At 62.2% G+C, this 23,643-nt stretch carries 23 protein-coding genes; 13 read left to right on the top strand and 10 right to left on the bottom strand.

Annotated elements, in window-relative coordinates; all coding sequences use genetic code 11:
* Nucleotides 1–389 precede the first annotated feature (389 nt).
* The 4 genes from ASF31_RS04690 (at nucleotide 390) to ASF31_RS04705 (ending at nucleotide 4,535) form a co-directional block, all read left to right on the top strand.
* Nucleotides 390–1,856: a CYTH and CHAD domain-containing protein gene (locus ASF31_RS04690; protein ID WP_055753569.1), complete on the top strand. Its 1,467-nt coding sequence runs from the start codon at nucleotides 390–392 to the stop codon at nucleotides 1,854–1,856.
* Nucleotides 1,857–2,159: 303 nt separating this feature from the next.
* Complete coding sequence (locus ASF31_RS14550) at nucleotides 2,160–2,690, top strand: hypothetical protein (RefSeq protein ID WP_162233931.1); 531 nt, start codon at nucleotides 2,160–2,162, stop codon at nucleotides 2,688–2,690.
* A gap of 299 nt (nucleotides 2,691–2,989) precedes the next feature.
* Nucleotides 2,990–3,367 (top strand): hypothetical protein, encoded by a 378-nt coding sequence (locus ASF31_RS04700; RefSeq protein WP_055753571.1) that lies wholly within the window; start codon nucleotides 2,990–2,992, stop codon nucleotides 3,365–3,367.
* Nucleotides 3,368–3,845: 478 nt separating this feature from the next.
* The gene (locus tag ASF31_RS04705; protein WP_055753572.1) at nucleotides 3,846–4,535 is read left to right on the top strand and encodes a LuxR C-terminal-related transcriptional regulator; all 690 of its coding nucleotides are present in this window, start codon (nucleotides 3,846–3,848) and stop codon (nucleotides 4,533–4,535) included.
* Between the two features lie 113 nt (nucleotides 4,536–4,648).
* Here the strand turns inward: ASF31_RS04705 and ASF31_RS04710 are convergent, their stop codons facing one another.
* The 4 genes from ASF31_RS04710 to ASF31_RS04725 form a co-directional block, all read right to left on the bottom strand.
* Entirely contained in the window at nucleotides 4,649–5,491 is an 843-nt protein-coding gene (locus tag ASF31_RS04710) for a hypothetical protein (protein ID WP_156355863.1), read from the bottom strand.
* A 94-nt stretch (nucleotides 5,492–5,585) separates the two neighbouring features.
* On the bottom strand, nucleotides 5,586–8,207 hold the full coding sequence (locus tag ASF31_RS04715) for a fimbria/pilus outer membrane usher protein (protein ID WP_156355864.1): 2,622 nt from the start codon (nucleotides 8,205–8,207) through the stop codon (nucleotides 5,586–5,588).
* Nucleotides 8,208–8,216: 9 nt separating this feature from the next.
* On the bottom strand, nucleotides 8,217–8,879 hold the full coding sequence (locus ASF31_RS04720) for a fimbria/pilus periplasmic chaperone (protein WP_055753575.1): 663 nt from the start codon (nucleotides 8,877–8,879) through the stop codon (nucleotides 8,217–8,219).
* 165 nt (nucleotides 8,880–9,044) lie between these two features.
* Nucleotides 9,045–9,635, bottom strand: coding sequence for a hypothetical protein (locus ASF31_RS04725; protein WP_055753576.1), 591 nt, complete (start codon nucleotides 9,633–9,635; stop codon nucleotides 9,045–9,047).
* Between the two features lie 384 nt (nucleotides 9,636–10,019).
* Between ASF31_RS04725 and ASF31_RS04730 the strand changes: the two genes are divergently transcribed.
* A complete protein-coding gene (locus ASF31_RS04730) occupies nucleotides 10,020–10,334 on the top strand; it encodes a hypothetical protein (RefSeq protein WP_156355866.1) in 315 nt (104 codons plus the stop codon).
* Between the two features lie 3 nt (nucleotides 10,335–10,337).
* Here ASF31_RS04730 and ASF31_RS04735 read toward each other — a convergent pair whose 3' ends face one another.
* Nucleotides 10,338–10,892: a hypothetical protein gene (locus tag ASF31_RS04735; protein WP_055753578.1), complete on the bottom strand. Its 555-nt coding sequence runs from the start codon at nucleotides 10,890–10,892 to the stop codon at nucleotides 10,338–10,340.
* 114 nt (nucleotides 10,893–11,006) lie between these two features.
* Here ASF31_RS04735 and ASF31_RS04740 point away from each other — a divergent pair, with 114 nt between their 5' ends.
* Nucleotides 11,007–12,005 (top strand): L,D-transpeptidase family protein, encoded by a 999-nt coding sequence (locus ASF31_RS04740; RefSeq protein ID WP_235551246.1) that lies wholly within the window; start codon nucleotides 11,007–11,009, stop codon nucleotides 12,003–12,005.
* 27 nt (nucleotides 12,006–12,032) lie between these two features.
* On the opposite strand, the gene ASF31_RS04745 is transcribed toward ASF31_RS04740, so the two are convergent.
* The 3 genes from ASF31_RS04745 to ASF31_RS04755 all read right to left on the bottom strand — a co-directional run bounded on the left by ASF31_RS04745 (nucleotide 12,033) and on the right by ASF31_RS04755 (nucleotide 14,737).
* Nucleotides 12,033–12,731 (bottom strand): hypothetical protein, encoded by a 699-nt coding sequence (locus tag ASF31_RS04745; protein WP_055753580.1) that lies wholly within the window; start codon nucleotides 12,729–12,731, stop codon nucleotides 12,033–12,035.
* A 150-nt stretch (nucleotides 12,732–12,881) separates the two neighbouring features.
* Nucleotides 12,882–13,661, bottom strand: coding sequence for a CPBP family intramembrane glutamic endopeptidase (locus ASF31_RS04750; RefSeq protein WP_055753581.1), 780 nt, complete (start codon nucleotides 13,659–13,661; stop codon nucleotides 12,882–12,884).
* The gene (locus ASF31_RS04755; RefSeq protein WP_055753582.1) at nucleotides 13,658–14,737 is read right to left on the bottom strand and encodes a hypothetical protein; all 1,080 of its coding nucleotides are present in this window, start codon (nucleotides 14,735–14,737) and stop codon (nucleotides 13,658–13,660) included. The genes ASF31_RS04750 and ASF31_RS04755 overlap by 4 nt, the downstream gene beginning before the upstream one ends.
* A gap of 232 nt (nucleotides 14,738–14,969) precedes the next feature.
* On the opposite strand from ASF31_RS04755, the gene ASF31_RS04760 reads away from it, so the two are divergent.
* From ASF31_RS04760 to ASF31_RS04780, 5 genes are all read left to right on the top strand, one after another.
* Entirely contained in the window at nucleotides 14,970–15,629 is a 660-nt protein-coding gene (locus ASF31_RS04760) for a hypothetical protein (protein ID WP_156355869.1), read from the top strand.
* Between the two features lie 192 nt (nucleotides 15,630–15,821).
* Nucleotides 15,822–16,532, top strand: coding sequence for a hypothetical protein (locus ASF31_RS04765; RefSeq protein ID WP_156355870.1), 711 nt, complete (start codon nucleotides 15,822–15,824; stop codon nucleotides 16,530–16,532).
* Between the two features lie 101 nt (nucleotides 16,533–16,633).
* Entirely contained in the window at nucleotides 16,634–17,065 is a 432-nt protein-coding gene (locus tag ASF31_RS04770) for a hypothetical protein (RefSeq protein ID WP_055753585.1), read from the top strand.
* A gap of 173 nt (nucleotides 17,066–17,238) precedes the next feature.
* Nucleotides 17,239–17,865, top strand: a complete 627-nt coding sequence (locus tag ASF31_RS04775) for a tyrosine-type recombinase/integrase (protein ID WP_055753586.1) — start codon at nucleotides 17,239–17,241, stop codon at nucleotides 17,863–17,865.
* 293 nt (nucleotides 17,866–18,158) lie between these two features.
* Nucleotides 18,159–19,385 (top strand): S41 family peptidase, encoded by a 1,227-nt coding sequence (locus ASF31_RS04780; RefSeq protein WP_055753587.1) that lies wholly within the window; start codon nucleotides 18,159–18,161, stop codon nucleotides 19,383–19,385.
* Between the two features lie 741 nt (nucleotides 19,386–20,126).
* On the opposite strand, the gene ASF31_RS04790 is transcribed toward ASF31_RS04780, so the two are convergent.
* Entirely contained in the window at nucleotides 20,127–20,927 is an 801-nt protein-coding gene (locus tag ASF31_RS04790; RefSeq protein ID WP_082465021.1) for a DUF1365 domain-containing protein, read from the bottom strand.
* Nucleotides 20,924–22,261: an NAD(P)/FAD-dependent oxidoreductase gene (locus tag ASF31_RS04795; RefSeq protein ID WP_055753589.1), complete on the bottom strand. Its 1,338-nt coding sequence runs from the start codon at nucleotides 22,259–22,261 to the stop codon at nucleotides 20,924–20,926. The genes ASF31_RS04790 and ASF31_RS04795 overlap by 4 nt, the downstream gene beginning before the upstream one ends.
* Nucleotides 22,262–22,445: 184 nt before the next feature.
* Here ASF31_RS04795 and ASF31_RS04800 point away from each other — a divergent pair, with 184 nt between their 5' ends.
* Both ASF31_RS04800 and ASF31_RS04805 read left to right on the top strand, forming a co-directional pair.
* On the top strand, nucleotides 22,446–23,006 hold the full coding sequence (locus tag ASF31_RS04800; protein ID WP_235551247.1) for a sigma-70 family RNA polymerase sigma factor: 561 nt from the start codon (nucleotides 22,446–22,448) through the stop codon (nucleotides 23,004–23,006).
* The gene (locus ASF31_RS04805; RefSeq protein WP_055753591.1) at nucleotides 23,003–23,641 is read left to right on the top strand and encodes a ChrR family anti-sigma-E factor; all 639 of its coding nucleotides are present in this window, start codon (nucleotides 23,003–23,005) and stop codon (nucleotides 23,639–23,641) included. The genes ASF31_RS04800 and ASF31_RS04805 overlap by 4 nt, the downstream gene beginning before the upstream one ends.
* Nucleotides 23,642–23,643 lie beyond the last annotated feature (2 nt).

The following is a 23,643-nucleotide window of genomic DNA, read 5'->3' on the forward strand; positions in this document are numbered from 1 at the left end:
GCCAGGTTCCACGCCGGACCTATCTCGGCCGGACTGGGCGCGTTTCTGTCCAGTGGACGCCTGGTGTATCGCGGCACGGCGTGCTCTTTCGACATCGGGTTCCTCAAACCTTTCGGAATAAGCCCTCGGTCGATCCAGAGGGCTGCCGACGTCTATCCTCTCGGGTCGGCTGAAGCTTTTCCCGGGCGTCTCTGTCTCAGTCGGAATCGAGGCGCGCGGGGGAGGACCAACCGATTTGCGAAACAGCCAGCGAGTGAAGACCCAGATCCACACACGCGCGCAAGGCTTCCACCTAACGATCGCCGCTCAAGGGCTGGACCTGTCTTGGAATGCCGAACCGCAAGAGCGGTGATCTTCGCCGCGTCCGGCCAAGCTCTCGCCTGATCGACATGTCCATCATGATCGAAACAGAGCTTAAGTTGGACCTCGACGGCTTGAGCGTGTCGGACGCCAGAACCCTGCTGATGTCCCGTTACGGTTTGCCGCTCGACGAGCGCCGGCTCGTGTCGACCTACTTTGATACGGATGATCGACGACTTTGGCAGGCCGGCGTCACTCTACGAATCCGAGAGGACGGTTCGCGACGCCTGCAGACTCTGAAGGTCGAGCGTAGCGGGGGGAATGGGCTCTTCAAACGACCGGAGATAGAGCGCGAAGTTCACGACGACATCCCCTTACTGGATGCCTCGATGTTGACGCTTGGGGGCGGGCTCTTGGGGGCGGACATTGTCGGAGCCCCGCTTCGCGCCCAATTCACGACCGACATCAACCGCCAGCGCTGGCGGATCTTAGAAGGGAACGCTGAGCTCGAACTGGTGTTCGACCAGGGGGCGATTCTGGGCGGTGGTCTCCAGTCCGCCGTGAGGGAACTTGAGATTGAACTCAAATCAGGCTGCGTCGCCGGGCTGTTCGATCTGGCGAAGGCTCTTAGCCTGAGGCTCCCCGTTCGCGTTGGTTTTCAGAGCAAGGCTGAGCGGGGATACGATTTGACGAATCCGGTCTCTGCAGGGGCCGTGAAGGCCCAAGGACTGGCGATTACGGACGCGCTCACCGCAGCCGAAACGCTGCAGACGATGGGGCGCGCCTGCCTGCGCCATTACCGGCTCAACGAAGCGAACCTTCTCCAGAGGCCTGACGCCGAAACGCTGCATCAGTGCCGCGTAGCCCTGCGGCGCTTTAAATCTGGACTATCAGTCTTCAAGCCTCTGATCGACGACCCGGAGTCACACGCAATCATAAAGCGCCTGAAGGCGGCGATCCGATTGTTCGGCGAAGCCCGCAATCTCGACGTTTTGATCCAGGGGACTGAGGATTCGGATCTGGCGGCGCGGTTGGAAGCGCGCCGCAGACCTCTGTACGATGCTGTCCGGTCGCGCCTGATCGCCGAGACGTCGCGCGACCTCCTTCTGGATCTAATCATCTGGCTTGAGAACGGATACTGGTCGTGGAAACCCGATACGGCAGAGGCAAGGCGTCAGCCCATCAAACCCTTCGCCACCCTGCGCCTTCGTCATTGTCGACGCCGTCTGAAACGACGCGGCGCACATCTCAGCCATCTGGACGCGGCTGACCGCCACGCGGTCCGCATCTCCGCCAAGACATTGCGATATGCGACAGAAGTCTTCGCCCCTTTATTTGATAGCGCAGAAGCGCGAGGCGAGATCGGAGCGTCGCTGATGACATTGGAACGTCTTCAGACGGCGCTCGGCGAGTTGACGGATCGCGAAAGCGGCGTGGCCTTGCTCAAGCAGATCAATGAGCCGGGAGAGACGTCGTTTCCCGGTCGCCGCAAGACGACGAAGGCGGCTGTCCGCGCCTACAAGGCGGTTTTCGCGCAACGGCCCGCCTGGGCTTAGCAGCGAGTGCGTCGCTGTGCGATCGGGACCGGGCTCAGGGCTCGCGAATTCCGCCGCGGCCGGCTTCGATTTTTTCGTTGGGAATGAGCTCTTGGGGCGAGTGGGGACACCGCCTCCGATAGGGCCTAGTCAGTGGCGCTGCGGTTGCGCCGTGGGTCAAATGAACGCCCGAGCTCATCCGGGAGCTTTGATCGTGGCCTCGTTTCCGGGCGTCGGTTTGACCGTGGTCAAGGCCGATGGACCACGATTGGCGTCTAGCGCATTTCTCAAACGGAGCGCTGGCGATGAGTTATCGAAACCTACTTGTCTACGTTGATCGGTGTGGAAAGCGATGAGCGCGTATCCCTGGCCATCGATCTGGCCTGCCGTCTGGACGCGCGCCTTATCGGCCTGTCTGGAAGCGTGCCCGAGGCTGATCTCAGCGGCGCGGATGCAGGCGGCGCCATGGTCGGCGAAGCTCTGACCTTGCTGCGAGACTGCGCCTTTAGCGATGTGAAGGCGGCGCGGACGCGATTCAGCGAACTCACGAACTTCTGTGCGGACCGAACCGAATGGCGCGGCGAAGTGGGTTTCCCGGCCGATCTGATCGCTCGCGCGGCCCGGGCCGCCGACCTGGTCATCGTCGGGCGCAACCACGAGCGCTCTCCCTATCATAATCTGGATCCCGCCGACGCCTTGATGGCGATCGATCGGTCGGCCGGTGCTGGTGCTACCGCCCGGCCCACCTCCAGCACCGGACGGCGGCGTCGCCGTCGTGGCTTGGAAGGATACGGCTCAGGCCCAGCGCGCAGTGATCGCCGCCCTGCCGTTGTTAAAACGAGCGGACGCGGTTGAGGTCCTTTGCCTATGTTTGGAGGAGGGGAAGGCTGAAGCGAAAATTGGAGCTGCAGACGTGGTCGAGCATTTGCGACGACATGACGTCTCGGCGTCGGCCGAGGTCCGCGTCAGAGCGCTTCGATCCACCGCCACGCAAATCCTGGAGTTCGCTTTAGCGAAGTCGGCGCATCTCGTAGTGGCTGGAGGATACGGTCACGCGCGGCTTAGGGAATGGGCGCTCGGCGGCGTGACCCGCTCCCTTATGACCCATAGCCCTGTCTGCCTGTTGTTGACCCATTGATCCAAAAGGAACGGCGATGAGCCCGACGCTCGCGCACATCCGATTGACGCTCGCCCGTGAACCGGGCCACCCCGTCGGCGACCCCGAAACGGGGTACGATCTGATTGCGGTCGTTGATCATGACGGCCGGCTCGACGCCGCAGGATGCAAGGCTGCTGGAGAGCATTGTCGCATTCGACGTTTCGAAGGCGGCCAGACGGTCGCTTTCGGCCATCTGCGCCCTATCTCGAACCATCGATGGATACTGGATTTTGACCCCGGCGAAAAGGATGACCAAATCGGCTTCCGCTTCGACGACGCGTCCTTCCTTCCGGGCGCCTATGTCAGTTTGACCGGAGGGGCGGGCGAGCAGCACACCTATTGCGTGTCGATGTTCGGCCCAGTGGTCATCTGACCCACGCCATTCCCCAGCCCCGCATCGTCTGGAACGGGCCCCGACTCGAACCGGCGCGCGTCCGCCACCCGTTCACGCGCGCCGAGCCAGACATGCGATTAAGGGAAACCTCGGGTCTGACTGATCCGGTGACCTGCCCTGAGGGCGGAGGCGGACCACGATTGTCGCGTCGATGCTTTTACATGGGATCGACAATCGACGGGATCGGATCGGGTAGACCCGTCTGCTCGCCCTCGGTGAAATCGCGCTGCCTGACAGGCGATGTCGATGATTTCGTTTGGGGAGATTAGGGTCGCTCGGCCTGTCTCCTGGTCGATGGCAGGGTGCTCGAGCTGCCGGAGGGGGCCGGTTTCGCCCGGCGTCCAGTGTGCGGTCTCGCGCCTTGGGATTGGTGATCGGATGATGCCCAGACCGGCCTGCGAGGCGGTCAGGTTCTTGCGCTGAAGGATCGAGCTCTACACGGCGGACAAGAAAAAATTTGATCACCGTCAAGCGCCAGCCCGCAATGCTGGGTCATCTAACGCCGGTTCGTCTTGGCGCGGGCGTGGAGGGTCAAATGGCGCAATTGGATAGAAGGCCGCCGGTTGAACCGCCCGCCGTACTCTCTTTGCCCCAGCGTCGCGAAGACTACGGCCTGGGAATCTGGTTTGAGGTCGATCAAGATCCGGGTGTCGTCCTGGATCTGATGGGGCGATTCAAATGCGCGAATATCCGCGGTGCAGCGCTCATCGCCGATGGTCGGTTGAACCTGTCGCCGGCAGGGGAGCTCAGATTGGGCGATTGTCAGAGCGACCAGGAACTAGAGCGCCTGATCGTTTGCGTTAAGACAAAGCCTGAAACGGTGCTCCGTCTGATCGTGAGGCTTCGTGATGGGGAGCTGAGCGCCGCTTGCATCAGGAGGATGGGCGGGGTCTTGGTGATGTCGTTCCATCTTCGCGTAACGGCGAGCCCCCAAACGCTTCAGACCTTGGCCCACCAATTCAGTCTGACGCGGACGGAATCCAAAATCCTCGGTGAGATCTGCGACCACCAATGTCCAAAGCAGATCGCGAGAGAGAGTGAGGCCTCTGAGCATACGATACGGTCGCATCTGCGCAGCATTTACGCCAAGCTTGGAACGCGCAGCCTGACGGCCTCCGCCATCACCGCCATCCAACTCATGCGATGACGGCGGAGACGTCCCAATCCTTGAAGGTCGGAGCAAGGCGCAGCAACCTATAGCTGCAAGGGTGGAGCTGTGATGTCTTGGACGGTGTGACTCTGACGTCCTGGCTCCCAGCCTCAATGCGGCGATATGTCGATGGCGAGCACATCCTGATAGCGACCGGCCATTTGATCCTTGATCTTGCCCAAGGTGAACAGCATCGGCAGCGATATGCCGGCGAGGGTGCGGGGCGGATCGACCTCCTTCGTCCAGGGCGCCTGTAGATCGACCGGCGTCCCGTCCAGCTCGACGGCGTAGGCGACGCTGGACGTGGTCTCCGCGTCGCCCTGACGCTGCATCAGGCCGCGATGTTCGGACGTGATCGCAATGACCGACGGCGCATTGGCGCGGACCTGGATGAAGATGCGCCGCGTCAGGCCGGTAGAGGCGTCACCGAAATCGACCACCTCCACACTGGAACCCGAACCAAAGGCGCCGGCGGCGCCAGCCACATTCAGTTGTGCTCGGGGCGTGGAGACCAACTGCATACGGACCGGGATTGGGGCAAGCAAAGCCGTTCCATCGGCGTCCTTGATCAGCAGCTTTAAGTCGCTGGCGTAGGTTCCGGCGTCGGGCACGGCGTCCACGACGATGGCGGCGTCCAGCTGCGCCTGACCTGTCGCCTTGCCTGCGAGAGTGTAGCGGAAGACGCCAGGCTCGACGTCAGATGTCTGAAGCCCCGACGCCTCTCGCGGGCGGAACTGCACCCCTACGCCCCCAAGGGCCAGCCCGGACACAATCGCCCCGCCGTCGTCCACGACGGACAACCGCAGCTCGCAGACCTCGTCTGCCTGGTTCTTCAGGCCCAGATCGATGGCGCCGCTCGACGGTCCCGCAGCGAAGGGATTGTAGTTGATGACGACAGTGCTGGGGCTCTGGCTCAGGGCAAGGTCGCAGGCTCTCGCTTTTGAGGCGGTCACGGTCAGGATCGCCGCCAGAACCAGCGAGACGGCCAGTGTCGCCGCGTCGGACCAGGTCAGGTGTGGTCTCTTGTGTTTCCCTCGCCCCCCGCGGTTAAGGCGGCGGGGGAGACGTGCGGATTTCGCCGACATCGACTGTTCCTTCCACTTTCTCGGGAATGACGAATTCTCCCACCACGGCGCCCTGGATCACGAGGCGATAGCGACCTGGAGCCAGGCCATCGGCGACGAAACGCCCGGAGCGGTTGGTGAAGAAGGGCTTGCTCTCGGCATCGGCCGGAGCGCCTGCCGCCTGGATGACGCCGCCGGCCAGAGCGACCGGCCCATTGGCGGACATCAGGACGCCTCGCGCGGTGCGCGACGCGTCGCTACCCACCACGAAGCGGTACCCGTTGCCGTAGCCCGGGAAGATGTTGATGACGCCACTACCCAGGTCATAGCCCTGCGGCAACGGATCGGCCTCGATCTCGTAGCGATTGACGCCATAGCCGCGATCCAACCCGACCAGAGCCGGACCCAGCCATCCGCTGTGCGCGACCGTATTGCCGCTGGAATCCGTCAGCTTGATGCGCGAACGGGACAGGGTAGGGTGGGGCGTTGCGATGACGAAGCCCTCGCGCGCCGAACGTCCGACGCCAAAGGCGCCGCCGGCGTAACCGATCATCGTCGATAGTCGCCACAGCGACTCCTGGCGCGTGACCCCGCCGGGCTCGGACGAAACCAGCCGGTTCGATACGAGTTCGGCGTCGAACCGATTATTGATGTAGCGCAGGTCCGCCGTGATCGCTTGGTTGGTTCGATCTTGCGACAGCCGCAGGTCGCCGCTCAAGTCGTTGAGGCGGCCCGAAGATGCGCGTGACACCCCAACCTCACGCAGGTCGTTGTCGGTGTCGTAGCGCGCGGTGGTGCTCCAGCGCCCGCCGAAGCGCGACGTCAGCGTCAGTCCGAACCGGTCCTCGTCGCGGCCATCTTCGGTGGACCCGCGCTGCCAGGCCAGATTGACCGCGAAACGACGGAAAGTGCGGCCCAGGCCCAGGCTGAAATCGGTGCGATCTTTTTGTTCGCGACCCTTTACGAAGGCGACGCCGCCGCTGATCGAATAATCACGAAAACGGACAAGCAGCCGCGCGGCGGCGCGCCATTTCTCGTTGTTGAAGGCGGACGGGTCGAAGGCGCTCTGAAAATAGCGGCTGGTCGCTTGGGCCGACGCCACAAGGCGCGCATCAGCGGTCTTGCCCAAAGTCCTTTCGAGGAGATAGTCGACAGAGGCGACGAGGCCGTTTCTTCCGGTGTCGCCGTTGTGGCTGGCGGCGCTGCTCAGCTGGATCAGACCCAGTTTGGAACCCCATGTCGCTATCGCGCCGGCTTGCCCCTTTCGGTCGGCGATTTGAGCGTTGACGCCGACGGTCAGAACATCGGACAGGCCCTTGCGAACAAAGCCGCTCGCGGCCAGCGTCGAGCCGTATTGTAGATCTCCGCCTTCTTCCAGCAGTCCGGCCGACACGCCAAAATCCAACACGCCGCGATCCAGCAGCCCGGCGCCGCCGAACAGGTCAAACACAGCGATCTCGCGCCGACCGCTGTCGTCCTCGACGAGCAGGCGAACCGTGTTGGCGCCTTGCGCAAAGGGAAAGTCGCCAATGGAGTAGGGGCCGGCGTCCAGGCGAATCCGTTCCGCCACCACGCCGTTGACCTCGACGACGACCAAGGCCGGACGGTCTAGGATGAACTGGCGGCGCCCTGCGGGACGCACGTTCTGGAATGGTCGAATGGTTGAATACGCGCGTGCGGCCGATAGCCCCAAAAATCTTTGGGAGCCCTGAAAACTGTCGATGGGGGGCGCAAACTCGCCAGCGGTCAGACGCACGGCGGATTTGAAGATGTCCTTGGTCAGACGGATTTCGCGGCGCTGCCAGCGGCCTTGCTCGTTGTTTCCGTCGTAATCGACGCCGGTGGTCAGCGTGACGCCGTCAAACCCGCCGAGGTTAGCGAAAAAGTCGACGCCGCCCTGCAGCGGCGAAAAACGAGTGTCGGTGTGGGAGTAGAGTTGGGCCAGGGTGATATTCGCGCCAGCCGAAAAGTCCGCCGGTTGATCGAAGGCGGCAGGGTCGATCACCGCGGTCTGGGAGAAGCCGACATCGCGCCGTGCTCGGCTTTCCGGCGTGGATGTCGCCACGAAGGTCAGGGAAAGGGGATCGAAGGTTAGAGAGAAGGTGTCGGTGACAAGGTCCGCCATATTGACCTTCGTCTGTGTCGCGATCCGGCCTGACAAGACGGTGAAGAGTTCGGACCCGATCTGAGGCTTCAACAGATCCAGCAGGGCTGTCGCATCCACTAATCCTTGGCCCTGGGCGTCGACCGAGCCGCTGATGTCGCCAAGATATTTGCCGTCGAGCGTTAGCGGCCCCTGGATCGGCGTAAAGATCGAAGACGGCCTGACTGACGGAGACTGGTCCTGGCCGTCGGATGCTGCGGATAGAAGCGAGGTTGGGGCCGAGACTGAGCGGTCCGAAGCACCGTCGGAGCCTTCGTTTCGTTCGATCGCGACGACGGCGGAATAGTAATGGGGGGCCGTGCGCATGACCTCATCGGTCAATTGGATCGGCCCGGCGTGCGCCACGGTGGCCACGCCGCCGCCCATGCAGGCGACGGCCCCGATGCGGCGGAATGCGGCTCGCGCTCCGGACCGCCCGCCCTTAAAGGACTTGCGGGCCATCGCCGGCCCTCACAGCAGCACGATGGAAGCGGTGAGGTCGCCGGATGCCGATGCGGCCAGGGCCGCCGGTATCTTCACCTGCCGCGTGGCGCCGCCGGCGATCACGCTGACCTGTCCGACATCCACTTCGGCGGCCGGCACCTCATGCGACTGTCCGTCCACCGTCTTCAGGATGATCCTGGACTCACGGATATAGGCGAAGCCGGTCCCAGAATTATGGGCGGTCAGGATGACGTCGCCGTTCGGCTCGCGCGACACCGCAGTGACCTGCACTTCGGCGCGCGCTCTGGGCGGGGCCACGAACACATAGGTATTGATCGTGAAGGCGACCTGAATGTCAGCGCCGACGCCGCCGTCGCTGGGCGTTGTCTGCATATTGATCGGCAACTGAGCTGCGCGGACCAGATACATACGGCCTTCTTCGGTCGCGTCACCTGTGTAGCGGACCTGGATCACCTGTTCGCGATTGGCCGGGATGACGGACTGGACAGGAAACACTGTGATGTCCTTGTCGTCTTCGACCAGAGACCGGGCGCCGGTCTCATCGACCTGCATGCGATAGGTCTCGATCTCGACCGTCGCCGGTGTGGCGCTGTCGTTCCTGACGGTCATCCGATAGCTGGATCCGCCGCCGGACGGCGTGATCTTGGACACCATGGGCGACACGTCCATGGCCCTGGCCGGCATCGTCGTCCCTGTTATCAGAACTGTCGTTAAGGCCGTTGCGGCCATCAGCGTAGCGAATGCACGACGTGTCATTGGTTGCCCCGTATCTTGTCAGAATTCCTCAAAAAGAAGCCGGGGGCCAACCGAAGTCGGCCCCCTTTTTCGCTGCAATCAGGCGGGATCGAGCGAGAAGGTGAAGATTTCCGTATAGGTGCCGGCCGGAGCCGAGGCGGCGCCGGGACCCGAGGGGGAGGCAGCGCAACCCGAAGAGCCGGGGTTGCTCGGATCGCCCTGCGTTCCGCCCACACCGCTGCCGCCGGGGACGTTGTAGCAGAGGTTCAGGAACAGATCGCCGAAGACGCCGTCAGCCAGTTTTTGGCTGTAGCCGCCAGAGTTGGTGACTTGGGCAGGTTCGCCGGGATAGGTGTCGTTGGCCGCAAAGCCCAGGCTGGGGATTTCCGGCACGGACAGATCCCAATCGTAGTTGATCAGCTTGCCTGCCGCCGACTTGAAGTCGCCGTTGGCGGCGCTTGATGTCAGTTTGGCGCCGGTGGCGGCGTTGCACGACATCCGCAATGTGGTGACCTTCTGACGTACGCCGTTGGCGACCGCGACGTTTCCGCCTGCAACATTGGCCAGGCCGATGCCGCAGAAGTTGGTCACCGTGGTCGAGACGGTCACATTGGTCTGTGCGCTCGACACAGCCGGCATCGCCAGCAAGGCCGCAGCGGCAGTCGCCGCCGCAATAATATAGGTCCGCATAATATCCTCCAGCTTTTCAATATTTTCCCGCCCAATGAGATTGGGAGGGCGCCACAATGTCGTGGCGTCATCATCTATTCACCGCTGGAGGCGGCGTCGCATCGTCAAGGACGGCGTCCTTAATGCACTAGCAAAATTGAAGGATAGGGATTCGCTTACGCCCACGTCAGCGCGTGGTCGGCTGCGTCGATGTCCGCCCCTGGCGTTTCTCAGAAATCGCTTCCAAGCGCCGGTTTTGACTCATAGCTGACATTCGGAGTGTCGGGTCTGGGCCATGACACCAGGTTGCGGAGGGCGGGACGAACAGTCGGCAGGTTGCGCTTGCGGCCGCCAACATGACATGCACTGTTTGCTCCACGACCTTCCAGTTTTTAGGGATTTTCCATGCGCGCATTCATTCTCGCTGGCGCTGCCGCAGCACTCCTCGGCGCGTGCGCTTCGACGACGGACATGGCATCCGACGAGTTTGTATTCCCAGAAGGACTGAAAGTTATGGAAGGCGGCTACCCCTACGTAGGTGGGCCGTGCCGGCTTCTCGGCGAAACCTTCGCCACGTCAGAGCTTCTGGATGATAGCGCCGATCTGCTTGGCTGTCCGCGCAACGCGATGCAGGACCCGCGGGTCAGAGCGGCAGGCCGGGTGGTCGGCGAATACGAAGGGGTCGTTCTGGTGTCTGTAGCAAAGCGTCCGGCGCAGTAGACGTCAGCGGGTAAATCGACACGAAATCCGCACGCCATCCTGTCGCTGGATCATCATATTGCGGCCTGAAATGATGCGGTTGAAGGGGGACCATCCGGCGGTCTTCGGGCCCGCCACCCAGGCGAGCCCTTCGTCTCCATAGGCCGCAAAAGCGCCGCCACGCGTATCGAGCCGAAGCGTCTGGCGGCGTCCATCGCCAACGCATCGGGCTGCTCTCAGCGCCCCATCGGCGGGATCGAGAAGTGCGCGGAAGAGTTGTTCGCGCTCAGAATTTGCGTCCCGAAGACACGCGCCCTGATCTTCCTGAAAGGCGCACATCGCACGTCGTTTGAACCAAGCCGATTGGCGTTCGATCCAAGGGCTTTCGGGCAAAGCTGCTTCGGCCGCTTGCCAGCGGCGGGCGATGTCTTGCTCTTGCCGGGACAAATCTGGATCGGCGCAGATGAAGCGATCAGAGGCATAGACCGGCCGATCGCAGTCTGCGGTCGTCTGTTCCATCGGCGGCGGAACGGCCTGCGCCGTCATCCAGAGGCTCGTGACTGCGACGATGATGCTCATGCGCTTCTCCAAAGCGCCGTTGTGACAGGACGTCGGCGCGCATAGGCTTTCACGGGACTAGCACCAAAGCCCGGGGGATCGGACATGAGTATGTCGGGACACAGCCGTCGCGCAATGGCATCGGCCGTCCTCGCGATGCTCGCCGCCCTTGTCGCCGTCGAGCCTGCGATGGCGCAGGGTCGTCCTGCCAGTTCCGCCGTTGATCTCGCACGGGCGGCAGAACGCCTTCAACCCGGTGAGTGGGTCTGGGCGCCAGAGATCGCAACGGCCGGGCCGATCCTGATCTATGTGAACCTGTCGGATCAGAGGGCCACCGTCTATCGCAACGGTGTGCGGATCGGTGTCAGCACGATCTCCTCGGGACGACCCGGGCACGAGACCCCGACGGGTGTCTTCACAATTCTCCAGAAGGACGCGCGGCACCATTCGACGACCTATGACAATGCGCCGATGTTCTACATGGAGCGGCTCACCTGGGACGGCGTCGCGCTTCATGCGGGCGGCCTGCCAGGATTTCCAGAAAGCCATGGCTGCGTGCATCTCCCGCTGCAGTTTGCGCGCCTGCTCTATGGAGCGACAGATTTCAGCGTGACGGTCGTGATAGCAGGCGACGCGGCGCGGCATGTGGGCGCTGTTCCCGCCGGGGTTTTGGCGCCCTTCGCGGCAGACGGGCGGCTTTCCGAGCCGCTTGCCTCTGATGCGCTATGGCGATGGACGCCCGAACGGCAACAAACGGGGCCGACCACAGTGATTGTGTCAAAGGCTGACCAGGTCGCCGTTGTCCTGCGAAACGGCGTGGAAATCGGGCGGAGCGCCGTCAGTCTCGATGATCATGACGGAGAGGTGCACGTCCTGACTCTGGCTTCGAACCCGGGTGGCGGGGAACGATGGCTCTACGCAGGTCCGCCGGGACGCGAGGCCGAAGCGGGGTCAGAGTTGACCGCCGCTGTGGTTGGCAGGCTGCGCGCGCCGCACGACTTCTATCGTCGCCTTCGGTCGAGCCTGCGACAAGGCGATACGGTCGTGATCACACCGGCGCCGATCGGGCATGGTTCGGTCGGCCGATCTCTGACGATAATGGACGCCATTGACGAACCGACCGAAGCTCCGTGACGCGGGGTGCCTGCTGCTTCTCTGACCTCAGCGGCCCGCGCCGACGTTCAACGTATAGTTGGCGCGCTCGCCACGACGCGCGGCATTGCGCATCAGATAGACCTCGATCTTGTAAGTGCCGCTCACGGCTGTGCGTCCCTGATACCGGTTGCCGCTGGTCGAGCCGATGAACAGCACCTGGTTTGCGCGGGGCGCCGTGACGTTGAAATAGCTCGAGGGGTTCGAAGTTCGCAGGTTTACTGTGAACGTTTGACCGGCGCGTAGGTCGATTAGATAGGTCACGGTCTCATAGCCGGACACCGTGCCCTGACGCGTTGCTGACGAGGCGCCGCGGTCGAAGCGGATCGTCTCCGTTCTTCCGCTGGCGACCGGGCCGCCGACCGGTCCCGGCAGTGTGGTGGGACGTCCGTCCACCGGTCCGCCTACAGGGCCGGGAAGGGTCGTGGGACGGCCACGACGGCAATCCGGCGCAGGCGTGGAGACAATCGAGTCGTAGCGGCCGTTCATCGTCGCGACTGACAAGCAGACACCTCGGCGCTGGTTCCACCAGTAAGTCCAGCTTCTGTCGTCGCCGGCTTCTGAGCCGACGTTGACGTAACCGCGCGACGTCAGGGCGCTTTCGCCGCTGCTTCCACGCGCGCCGACGAGGTCGCGCACGTCAGAAGGCGTGGTTTGAGCCGAAGCTGAGAAGGGGACGGCGAGCGGCGCGATCAGGGCCAGGCTCATGATAAAGGCTGAAGGTCGCATATCTAGTCTCCGCAAGGTCGCGCTGTGGCGACGGCTAATGCTGAAAATCACCTGCACCTGAAGCTCGGAGACGAACGGCCATCCGCGCCTGGAACGAGAGCGGACAACACGCTCGTGAGTTCCGCACGCCTAGGTCGGCTCCGTACCGATCGGGAGATGTCCGCCTATGAAGGACATCAGGAACAGCGACCAGTCGTTGGCGACATGCGCCGTCGCGGAGACCCAAAGATTGCGGGTGAACATGTAAGCAAGTGTCAGCACGATGCGGGCGGTTCCTATGGTCGCCAGACATTGGACCACGTTCCAATCGTATGTCGGCAGATGCAATCCGGCGAAAAGCAATGTCGATCCGATGAAGGCGATGACCAGCGCCCGGCGTCTCGGCAGGCCCAGGCGGGAAACACACAGCCACAAGATGGCGAGCAGCGGCAGGACGGTGATGAGTTCTTCGCCGATCAACTGGATGAAGGTTCGGGCTAGAAACAGCACGAGATCCATTGAACCGGCAGCGGCGAGATTCGCCACGGATGTATTCGGCGCCAGGTCAATAAACTGCGAGACGACCAGCCCAACGATCATGGAGCTGGCGATCGTCAGAAGCGCAAACCCTAGACCGGCGAAAAGGCCTTTCAGTCCGAACCGACGAAACAAGGCCGGCATGCGCCGGCCCGTAACCGCCATCAGAGCCACGAGCGGCAGGCCGGTGAAGATCAGGGCGGGGATGAAATTGAGCGGGAAGGTTTCAAACGGCAGCAGCGTCAACTGCGCGAAAGCGGCCGCGAGGGCGATCATGAGAACCAGCCAACCCTTGCCGTTGATCTGGACTGGATCGCCCGCGAAGTAAGGAAAGTCGCGCGTCGGTGGGGCAGGCCTCTTTCGCCGACCTGGTGTGAAGTGCACCACGTTCATTTCAGCTTTCCACTCAAGGTTTCGGGTGCGTCGATGGTCCGCTCCCATTTGATAGACTTGATCTCCCAAGCCGGATCCATCGCTTTCAAATCCCGCAGCAGACCCGGCAGATGCCCCGCGCCATAGGTCACGTAAATCTTGTCTGAAGGGCTCTGAGCGATCCGCCTTGCAAGTTCGCGATTTCGATAGTCGATGACGACCTTGTTGATCGGATCGCTTTCGTCGTCGTGCGCTGTGATCATGTTCAAGACACCGCGGCAGGCTGTGCCGATCAGAACCTGCTGACCGGGGGTCGTCTGATCCAGCCACGCCAAAGCCCTGGCGACATTGGTCCCGGACGTCTGGTCCTTCTGAACGTCAGCCGAGCGGGCATAGGCGGCGAAGGCGGGGTCGGTGCTGACAAGGCGTTCGTACTCGCGCTTCATGTCGCCCGTGGTGACATCGGCGGCGATGTGGCGCTCGGGATGCGCGGCCTTATCCACGTCCAACAGAGTGAAATAGTTCATCTGGAAATCGAGGCCGCAGGCGCGTCCCAACGCCGTATAGTTCGCGGAAAGATCACCGCCGCCGGCAAGCGTTTTGCTGAACCACGCTTCCGCGCTGGGGTCGGGAAGCACGCCCTCGTAGAAGATGACGTAGCCCTCAGTCAGGGCGCGTTCCAGATCATAGACCACACCTTTGTAGAAGCTCTCCGTCCCGATGTGCATCATGCCCTGGAAGACAACGGTCTTCTTGCCATTCGAGAGCGTGGCCAAGGGCACGGTCACCGGGCGCAGGCTGGCGTTGAACGCCAGAAAATAGATCGGTGTCGCAGCTAGGATCGACAGCAGGCCGAAGGTTGCGAGTGCACTTTCGATCAGCGACACCCGCCAGGCCTCGCTCCGCTGCCGCGCACTCAGACGGCGCATGATCCAGGCGATCGGCAAAGCGAGCACGATCGCGATAGCCGCCAGGATCAGCACCGCCCACCAGCCGACATCGAAGAGCAGTGGCAAGCTTAACAGCGTTCCGACGATAAGCAGGAACCAGAGGATCGCCGAAATCCGTATGCGCCACAGCTCGCTCGAAGCTTTCATCGCAACGCTCCCGAACGACGCAGGGGAAGTTCACCCGGCGCCGGTCGGTCCAACGCCCATGAGATGCAACCGTTCGGTGAGAAGTAGCTCTCATATGCCGAGAGGCGTCAACCGCATGATTGCGCGACATGGGTTAATGCGTGTCAGCTGTGGATTGTGCGGCGCCCCATGTCCTGCGACTGTGCCGACAAGGCCTATCAACCGATCGCTCAGCAAGGCTGTCATGGACTTTATGAAGCTTCTGAAGAGCTTCGAAGACTTTATCTTCGAAGCGGCCAGTTGGTTGATCTTCTATCCGCTGACGCTCGGCCGGATCATGCTTCATCCCCTGCAAGCGATGGAATACTCAGATCGCGAGCAGAGCGATGACAACGAGCATCGGTACGACGACGCGCTCAGCCCGCCACTGCTGCTGATGGTCACGATCCTGCTGTCAAACCTGATCTCGGCCGCTGTCCATATCCCGCCGCCAGACGCAACGACTTCGATGCTGAAGACGATCACCGCGACTCAGCAGAATCTGACCCTGTTCCGAACGCTGCTTTTCAGCTTGATCCCGTTGATTGCGGCATCCAGCCTTGTGCGCAGACAAGGCAAGAAGCTCAGCCGGCAAACGCTGCGGGCGCCCTTCTACGCGCAATGCTATCTCGCGGCCTTTTGCGCTGCCTTCGTGGCGGCCGGCGATGTCTTCCTGCGTCGACCTGAACTCAACAATATGATCGGCGCCGCCATCATCTGCGGTGGCGTCGCCTGGTTCGTGTTTGTCCAGTCGGCCTGGTTCGCGAGGAAACTTAATATCTCGCGATTGAAGGCGTTCGGGATCGCCGTTTGGGCCACCTTGAGAGCGATCGTCTATATGCTGCTGGTGATCATACCGATCGGCTACATCTGATCAGTGTCGACGGTGGCGGGTACCATTGTCCATTAACGATCAATGTTTGATTGCGGCGGAACTTGGGCTTACCTGACGCGGTTTCTTGTCGGAGTTTCAACCTGCGTTTGAGCCAACAGAACTGGCGAGATCATCCTCGTCGGCTTCATTCACCGAGGACCGCCGATGAAATCGCATCTGATCCAGACTGTCATGATCGCCTGCCTGGCGGCGACGCCTGTTCTCGCACAGACCCCTTCGCGACTGAATGACCTCGTCGGCGCCAGAGCAGGTCAGGCTGAAGGCGAGCTTCAACGACGGGGCTATCAAGCAACTGATCGCGGCGAGTCCATGGGCGACGGTCGTCTCAGCTATTGGCGGCGTGGCGATGAGTGCGTGTCAATCATGACGCGAGACGGCCGCTATGAATCCATCAATCAGGCGGGCCGTGACGAATGTGGAGGGCGATCCTCGTCGTCCAATACAGACGCCGTCATCGCTGGCGTCGCGATCGTCGGCTTGGCTGCAGCCCTCGCTGCTCACAACAGCCATCACAATGACCGCGACGACAATCATGATCGCGAATACCAGCGCGGCTATCAGGCGGCGCTCTACGGCGCTGACTACGATGATCGGCACGAGAGCGAAGGTTATCACGAAGGCTACCTTGCCGGGGAACGTGAGGGCTCCAATCGCCGCCATGCGACCAGCGGATGGATGCGGGGCGTTCCGGATGCGGCTCAGCGGGCCTGCGGGGCTCGCGCCGACAGACAGGCTGATCGGCCAGCGGGATCAAGCGTGGCGGTGAGCATGCGCGAACTGGGCACCAACGAGTATGAGCTGACGATGGCGGCAGGCTGGATGCGTTACAACTGCCGCGTCAGCGGATCGGGCGAAGTGTTGTGGCTGGAGCCGGTTAGATAAGAGGCCGTTCTGGGGAGTTGACCAGAGGCGTGAATGATCTTGCATAGAGGGAGGGGGCTAACTGCTCGGCCTCTCCCTGGATTCCAAAACCGGGCGTAGGGATGACCCGCATGAAGACGCCGTCGTGCTTGCCACTCATCTTTCTCGGCGTCGCGATGTCAGCCTGCCAGCCCGCTTCCTTGCCTGCTGGCAGGACAATCGTCAGCGCGCCTCAGGTGCCGACAGAGCAAGATGCATACGTCAAAGAGACGACTTACAACGCCGCTGCCGAGATTCGCTGCAGTGGCCTGGCCGATCCAAACCAAACAGCCTGCCCCGCAGGCGTCATCCGTCGCCAGGACGGCGCCTCTGAGGTGCATGTGACCGGTTCGTCGGGGGCGCGGACCCTGTATTTCGACGCCTCACAACGCGGCTTACGCGCTGATCCATCGGTCGGAACTTTCCGCTTCTCCATCGACCGCGAAAATATCATCACGATCGGTGTGGGCGAGGAGTCCTATACGTTTCCTGTCGAGTTCTTGCGCGGCGATTAGAAGGCAGTCCTGAACGGCGGGACCTCATACTCTCGGCTCAAACTTGTTTGGACATGATTCGTAGATTTCGCGAGCGATCCGCTGATCGCCAGCGGGGCAATGTCCGTTGCTGGCGCATCTAGGTTGTTTGGAGCGTATCTTGAGGAGGGGGGTGTTGATCGTGGGAGGTGGCCATGAGTCAGCCCGATCTGTTTCGTTTACCCCGCAAACCCTGGAACGCTGGTCGAATGACCGGTGCGAAGGCGCCACTCAAGCCAAAGCACATCTGGGCGATCCGTCAGCACCTGAAGTCCGTTGGATCGACACGGGATCTTGCGATGTTCAACATCGCATTGGACGCCAAGCTGCGGGGCTGTGATCTGGTAAAACTCCGTCTCGGCGATATTGCTCAAGGCGGCGTCATTCGGCAGCGGTCGACAATCATCCAGCAGAAGACCGGTCGGCCCGTGCCGTTCGAGATCACGGAGGCCGCGAGGGAAGCTTTGGCTTACTGGTTGGAGCGCCGAGGACGACGGCGTGACGACTGGCTGTTCCCTAGCCGCAGCCGGGATGGAGAGCACATAGGCACCAGGCAGTACGCCCGACTGGTCGAAACCTGGGTGAGAATGATCGACCTGAACCCCAGCGCCTATGGCACCCACAGCCTCAGACGGACCAAGGTGGCGTTGATCTATAAGAAGATCGGAAACCTACGCGCCTGCCAGCTCCTTCTCGGGCACGGAAAGCTCGAGAGCACCGTCAGGTATCTCGGAATCGAAGTCGACGACGCGCTGGAGATTTCAGAGCAGATCGATCTCTGAGCAGGCTTGGGGCGGCCCGCCGTTAAGCGGACTGCCCCCATGTCTCAGAAGGGTGGAAAGCGGAGATGACATTTTTAGGCGAGAACCACGCAACGGCCGCTGCGGGAACCGATGGTTGGCTAGCTTCAGCTAATGCGTGAGTTCGCGAAGGGCTGTCGTCTGTGGCCCCTACCTTCGCGCGACACGAGAATGTCTATCGACCGCAATGCGCCAGCAGCATAGCGTTCCGTTTCGGTCGGGATGTGGAGGGGCTGTTGAGAAGTTCGTGGCTACAAGGGGCGTGCGTCCTCTTGATGGCGACCGTCATTGGACTGGCGGGGGCGTGCAGCCCGCTGCCTTACGAGAATCCAGACAGCATTCCGGAGGTCGTATCGCTGCCCTACGGTTCGCCCGAACGGCTGGCGATGAACGCCCGCCTCTACGACGCCGTCATTCGCACCGTGGAGCTCACCTTCTACGACGGAACCTTCAATGGCGTTGATTTTAGAGCCGAGGCCGCAGCCCGCCGCGCAAACGCGGTCGCACAGCCGGACGAGGCGGGGTTCTATGAGGCGCTGAACACCACGTTGAGCCTTCTGGGAGACGGGCATACACGCGCCATCCGTCCGACCGACAATCTTCTGAACAAACGCTGGCGGCTGCAAACTGCGCCGACGTTCGGGTTTTCGGACAACGTGGTGAGGTCGAAGGCGACCGGCGAGGCGCAATCTTTCATAGCCCGAGTGCGCGCGGGCGGCGCGGCGCAGGCCGCCGGCGTGCAGCCTGGTTGGAGAATTCTGAGTGTCGACGGTCGTCCTTGGGACGGAAGAGACAGTCGGGGTGACCGCGAAGGCAAGACCTACGTGTTCAAGTTTGATGACGCCGCCGGCCATGTGCACACCCGCACCCTTGAGGCGCAGTTGATGCCCCGCGAAGTGGGCACGGCGACGCGAACGGCGGATGGGGTGCTCGTGCTCCGCTTCATGTCCTTTGATGCGCCGACCGCCGACTGGCTCGAGAACCGGCTTGCAGAGGCGGAGACTGATAGGCCGCGAGCGGTGGTCCTGGATATCCGCGGCAATGGCGGAGGAGAGACCCGGGCCGGCGCCAGGATCATCGGCAGTTTCTTCGGCGAATCCATCGTCATTGGGTACGTGCGCACGGTCCTTGGCCAGCATCCGGACAAATCCCGCCCGGGTCGCGTCAACTGGGACGGCCCTCTGGCTGTTGTCCAGTCCAGCCTATCAGCGAGTATGTCGGAGGTGCTTTCGGCGACAATCAAGGAACAGGGACGCGGGCGGATCGTAGGACAGACGTCTGGTGGTCGCGTGGTCGATGCGGTCGCCTTCGCCCTGCCTGACGGAGGTCAACTTCTCGTTGGAGAGAACGAATTTCGCACCGCGCGAGGGGTCGTGCTCGAAGGTCGAGGCGTGTCGCCGGACATCGTCGTAGTCCCGACGTATGACGACCTCCGCCAGGGGCGCGATCCGATGCTGGACACCGCGGTTCGCGCGGCGCTGAAAATCTCGATGACCCGCTAAAGGCGAAGGATGCGGCGCCCGCGCGACGCCTGATTGATGGTCGGCGCGCGTCCGCTATGGGTGGTTGTCCTCTAGGGCGAGCGCAGGGATGGCTCGGGCTCTAGCAGAAGGTCTCCTGACACGGACGCTTAGCTGGGCAAATCTTTGGCGCATGAAGCGCAGGCGTTGCGTCATGTCTGCGGTGTCAGATCCGACGATGTTCTGCAGAATGGAGAACACGAAGTTACAGGCCAGTTTCCACCGCCTGACATCTTGGTCTGCCTGCCGCGCCAAGAGGCTCGCCGAAAGAACTGCTTCGACCTTGAGAAGGTCGGGGGCCAACAGCGCGGCATCGAGGTCGATGGGCGGGACCATGCTTTCAGCGTGCTGGTAAAGGCTGTCGGCCGCGCTCGCATACATGTAGCGCGTCGATGGCGCGAGATGGCCCTTCAGTACGTCAATCCAGATGTTGGAGCAGTACCGTGGGAAGCCGGCCCGGTCGGCGCAGTAGGGTCCTGTAAGAGAGGCGGGAATTTTAAAAAGGCATCAGCGGTCGCATGTCATGGTCGACCGGGCATCTCATGCGCAGCAAAGTTTGATCAATTACAAAGATCGCACTGCGGACCGCCCAAAGCGCCACTGCTGCGCACTTTGAAAGCTGCGCATCGGCGCTTTGAGCTCCGTCGAGCTCCAGCTATGCAACAGAATGAACTGGTGTTTTCTTCATATAATATATCTTAGGCGATAACGTGATCGCGCTGTTCAGTGCTGCAAACGGCTGTCTTTAGCTTGGCGTTGAATGGTCACTGGCGTGCCCGCCGGTTTGGGCTGCCGTGTCAGACCGACGCCTTTGACCCACAGCTTCAGCGCCTCCCAATGGATCGCCGCGACCACCTTGAACGTCATCAGCGGGATCGCTGCTGTCGCGGCGGCGATATTGCGATCCTCCAGGCGTTCCCGCTTTGCCGCCATAGCGGCCGTGATCAGCACGCCTTCGGCATCTAGCCCATCGATCGTCATGTCGAGGCGATCGCCCGGCGTATGACCACGGAACTGGTAATCCATCTCCATGCCCATAAATGGCGACACATAGAGCGCCTTGGCCGCGCCCTGACGAATGACGCCTGCGGCCTGATCTTCGATCGGGATCGGAATGACATAGGCGTGGCGGATGCCGAAGGTGCTGGTCACCTCGTACACCATGGCGGCCAACCGTCCGTCGGGCCAATGGCAATAGTAGATGCTGATCGGGTTGAAAACGTATCCGAGGACGCGTGGCATGGTTAACAGGCGGACAGTTCCGCCCTTTAAGTCGATGCCGGCTTGAGCCATCCACGCATCCACCTGAGGACGCAGCGCGCCAGAACCGTCTCCGTAATCCTTGTCATGAAAGGACAACAGATTGAATCGATTGCGCGAAAACAGGCGCAGGCGCGCGTCCACATCATCGATTTCCGACAGGTCGAGCAGGAGCCAGAAGACGCGATAGTTCAGCTTATGGATCTTGGGGCGAAGGCGTCGGTGCATGACCCGGCCGCGATAAAGGGCCGAGCTGAGTGTCACGCGGCACGTTCCAGCTGCGCGCCCATAGGCGTCGTCAAATGAATGCGCCCGCTTTCGTTCGCGACGGACCAAGGGCGACGCACGCCGCCGAGTTGTTCGGCGACGGCGAGGCCGGATTGCAGGCCATCCTCGTGGAAGCCCGCGCCGAAGTGGGCCCCGCAGAACCAGACGCCCCCCTGCCCTTGCAGGCTCCACAACTGCTTTTGAGCCTCTATGGCGGCGGGATCGAAGATGGGGTGCTCGTACAGTTCGCTGCGTAAAATCGTGTCGGCCCGCGGCGGACGTGGCGGGTTGAGCGTCACGAAAAGGTCGTTGCCCGGCAGACCTTGCAAGCGGTTCATCCAATAGGTGACGCAGAGGCCGTCGTCCGCGCCGATATAGTTCCAGCTGGCCCAGGCGCGACGACGATGCGGCATCAGGTCGGCGTCGGTATGCAGGACGGTCAGATTTCGGCTGTACCGGAAGGCGCCGAGCAGCGCCTTCTCGCGCGCCGTTGGTTCGGCCAGCATCGCCAGAGCCTGGTCCGCATGGGACCCGATCACGACCTGGTCGTAGCACTCGACCCCGCCTTGGCTGTCGTGAACGAAGACGCCATGGTCGCTACGCCGCACGGACGTGACGCTGTGGTCCAGCCGAATGTCCTGGATGGCACGAGAAAGATGTTCGACATAGACGCGGCTGCCACCCTCGACGGTGCGCCACAGCGGCCGCCCCACCAGTTTCAGCAGGCCGTGATTACCGCAGAAACGGATGAAGGACTCGGCCGGATAGTCCATCAGCGTGTGCGCCGGCGATGACCAGATCGCGGCGGCCATAGGCAACAGGTGATCGTCGCGGAACGCCTCGCTGAAGCCTTCCCGCTTTAGATAGTCACCGAGCGTCAGCGAGGAATCGGACATTGCAGCCAAATCCTTTGGCGCGTCGCGATAAAAGCGCAGGATTTCGCTCAGCATCGACCAGAAGCGAGGACGCAGGGCATTGCGACGCTGAGCAAACAAGCCTGGCGCGGCATATTCGAACTGTCCGTCATCCAGTGAGACAGCGAACGACATATCCGTCGCGCGTGTCGGGATCCCCAAATGCTCGAACAGGGCGATCAGATTGGGATAGGTCGCGTCATTGAAGCAGATGAAGCCAGTGTCGACCGCAATGTCGCCGGAAGGCACGCTGGCCATCACCGTATTCGAATGCCCGCCCAGGCGGTCGCCCTTTTCGTAAAGCGTCACGTCATGGCGTTTCGACAGAAGCCAAGCCGAAGACAGCGCGGCGACGCCAGATCCGACCACAGCGATCTTTTGACGTTCGGCAGAGGGCGTCGCGGACGACAGAGGCATGAAAACTCCGAAAGATACGCCGCAGCGCAGTCGCTAAGGCATGAACGGATTACGGGTCGCCGTCATGTTCGGATCGCGATTGATCCAGACATTTCCGCTGAGCGTATTAGTGTTCATGCATGCCGAGCCGTTATCCTTCGCATCAACGCCATGTCGGTCCAACCGCGTGAAGGCGCTCGACAGCTTGCCTGATCCGCTGCTGCACGATCGGCTGATCGAACAGATCGCACTGAGGCGCGATCGTGACGCCTTCGCTGCGCTCTTCGCCTATTTCGCACCGCGGCTGAAGGCCTGGCTGATCAAGTCGGGCGCGACGCCCGGAGCGGCCGAAGACTTCGCGCAGGACGCCATGCTGACCGTCTGGCGCAAGGCTGATCTATTTGATTCCTCTAAGGCGCGCGCCGCCACGTGGATTTTCACCATTGCTCGCAACCGTCGGCTGGACATGCTTCGTCGTGACGCGCGACCCCTGCCGACGCCCGAAATCGAGCTGGCGGGGGACGACGTCCGCCGGCCCGATGAACTGCTGTCGATGTCGCAAGACGCGGACCGCGTCCGTGACGCCTTGGCGCGGCTCAGCGCCGACCATGTCGAGGTCCTGCGTCTGGCCTTCTTCATGGACAACTCTCATTCAGAGATCGCCAAACATCTCGGCCTGCCGCTCGGCACCGTCAAATCCCGTATTCGTAACGCCATGACCAAGCTTCGTTTGATCCTCGCGCCGTCCGAGGACGCTGCGCGATGAAACCTCAGCGCAATCCCTCCGAAGAACGTTTGCTGGCCTATGCGGCCGGCACGCTCAGCCCGCCCGAGGCTGTTGTGATGGCGGCGCATCTGGCGATGCGGCCGGCCAATGACGCCTGGGTGCGCGACCTGCAGTCGGTCGGCGGCGAGTTCCTGGACGAGACTCCCCCCTCCCCCTTGTCGAATGATGCGCTCGCCTTGGCGATGGCGCGGATCGAGACGGATGCCGGCAAAGCCAATCACAGCGCGCCCCTGAACGACATGCCCGAGCTGCCCGAGCCGCTGCGGCGGTATGCGCTGGGCCCATGGCGCTGGGTCGGGCCCGGCATGCGCGTGCGCGATGTCCATGCGCCCCGGGATGGTGATTGTCGTGTCATTCTTCTGAAGATCGAATCCGGTCGAGAGACGCCAAAACACACGCATGGCGGCGTCGAGCTGACCTGCGTCATCTCCGGCGCTTACGCGACCGAAACCGAGCGTTTCAACGTGGGCGATTTCGAAGAGGCGGACCCGGATGTGCTGCACCAACCCCGTGTGGTGTCGGACGAGCCGTGCCTGTGCGTCGTCGCGCTCGACGGTCAGATTCAGCTGGATGGGTGGGTCGGCAAGCTGATCCAGCCCTTCGTTCGCCTGTGACG

Origin of the sequence: Brevundimonas sp. Leaf280 (genome assembly GCF_001422455.1) — a bacterium.
Taxonomy (GTDB): Bacteria; Pseudomonadota; Alphaproteobacteria; order Caulobacterales; family Caulobacteraceae; genus Brevundimonas.

Excerpts from the sequence above, each read along its gene's own strand:
- ASF31_RS04690 (WP_055753569.1), top strand. The coding sequence starts at position 390 with ATGTCCATCATGATCGAAACAGAGCTTAAGTTGGACCTCGACGGCTTG.
- ASF31_RS04700 (WP_055753571.1), top strand. The coding sequence starts at position 2,990 with ATGAGCCCGACGCTCGCGCACATCCGATTGACGCTCGCCCGTGAACCG.
- ASF31_RS04715 (WP_156355864.1), bottom strand. The coding sequence starts at position 8,207 with ATGGCCCGCAAGTCCTTTAAGGGCGGGCGGTCCGGAGCGCGAGCCGCA.
- ASF31_RS04720 (WP_055753575.1), bottom strand. The coding sequence starts at position 8,879 with ATGGACGTGTCGCCCATGGTGTCCAAGATCACGCCGTCCGGCGGCGGA.
- ASF31_RS04725 (WP_055753576.1), bottom strand. The coding sequence starts at position 9,635 with ATGCGGACCTATATTATTGCGGCGGCGACTGCCGCTGCGGCCTTGCTG.
- ASF31_RS04730 (WP_156355866.1), top strand. The coding sequence starts at position 10,020 with ATGCGCGCATTCATTCTCGCTGGCGCTGCCGCAGCACTCCTCGGCGCG.
- ASF31_RS04735 (WP_055753578.1), bottom strand. The coding sequence starts at position 10,892 with ATGAGCATCATCGTCGCAGTCACGAGCCTCTGGATGACGGCGCAGGCC.
- ASF31_RS04740 (WP_235551246.1), top strand. The coding sequence starts at position 11,007 with ATGGCATCGGCCGTCCTCGCGATGCTCGCCGCCCTTGTCGCCGTCGAG.
- ASF31_RS04745 (WP_055753580.1), bottom strand. The coding sequence starts at position 12,731 with ATGAGCCTGGCCCTGATCGCGCCGCTCGCCGTCCCCTTCTCAGCTTCG.
- ASF31_RS04750 (WP_055753581.1), bottom strand. The coding sequence starts at position 13,661 with ATGAACGTGGTGCACTTCACACCAGGTCGGCGAAAGAGGCCTGCCCCA.
- ASF31_RS04755 (WP_055753582.1), bottom strand. The coding sequence starts at position 14,737 with ATGAAAGCTTCGAGCGAGCTGTGGCGCATACGGATTTCGGCGATCCTC.
- ASF31_RS04760 (WP_156355869.1), top strand. The coding sequence starts at position 14,970 with ATGAAGCTTCTGAAGAGCTTCGAAGACTTTATCTTCGAAGCGGCCAGT.
- ASF31_RS04765 (WP_156355870.1), top strand. The coding sequence starts at position 15,822 with ATGATCGCCTGCCTGGCGGCGACGCCTGTTCTCGCACAGACCCCTTCG.
- ASF31_RS04770 (WP_055753585.1), top strand. The coding sequence starts at position 16,634 with ATGACCCGCATGAAGACGCCGTCGTGCTTGCCACTCATCTTTCTCGGC.
- ASF31_RS04775 (WP_055753586.1), top strand. The coding sequence starts at position 17,239 with ATGAGTCAGCCCGATCTGTTTCGTTTACCCCGCAAACCCTGGAACGCT.
- ASF31_RS04780 (WP_055753587.1), top strand. The coding sequence starts at position 18,159 with ATGGCGACCGTCATTGGACTGGCGGGGGCGTGCAGCCCGCTGCCTTAC.
- ASF31_RS04795 (WP_055753589.1), bottom strand. The coding sequence starts at position 22,261 with ATGCCTCTGTCGTCCGCGACGCCCTCTGCCGAACGTCAAAAGATCGCT.
- ASF31_RS04805 (WP_055753591.1), top strand. The coding sequence starts at position 23,003 with ATGAAACCTCAGCGCAATCCCTCCGAAGAACGTTTGCTGGCCTATGCG.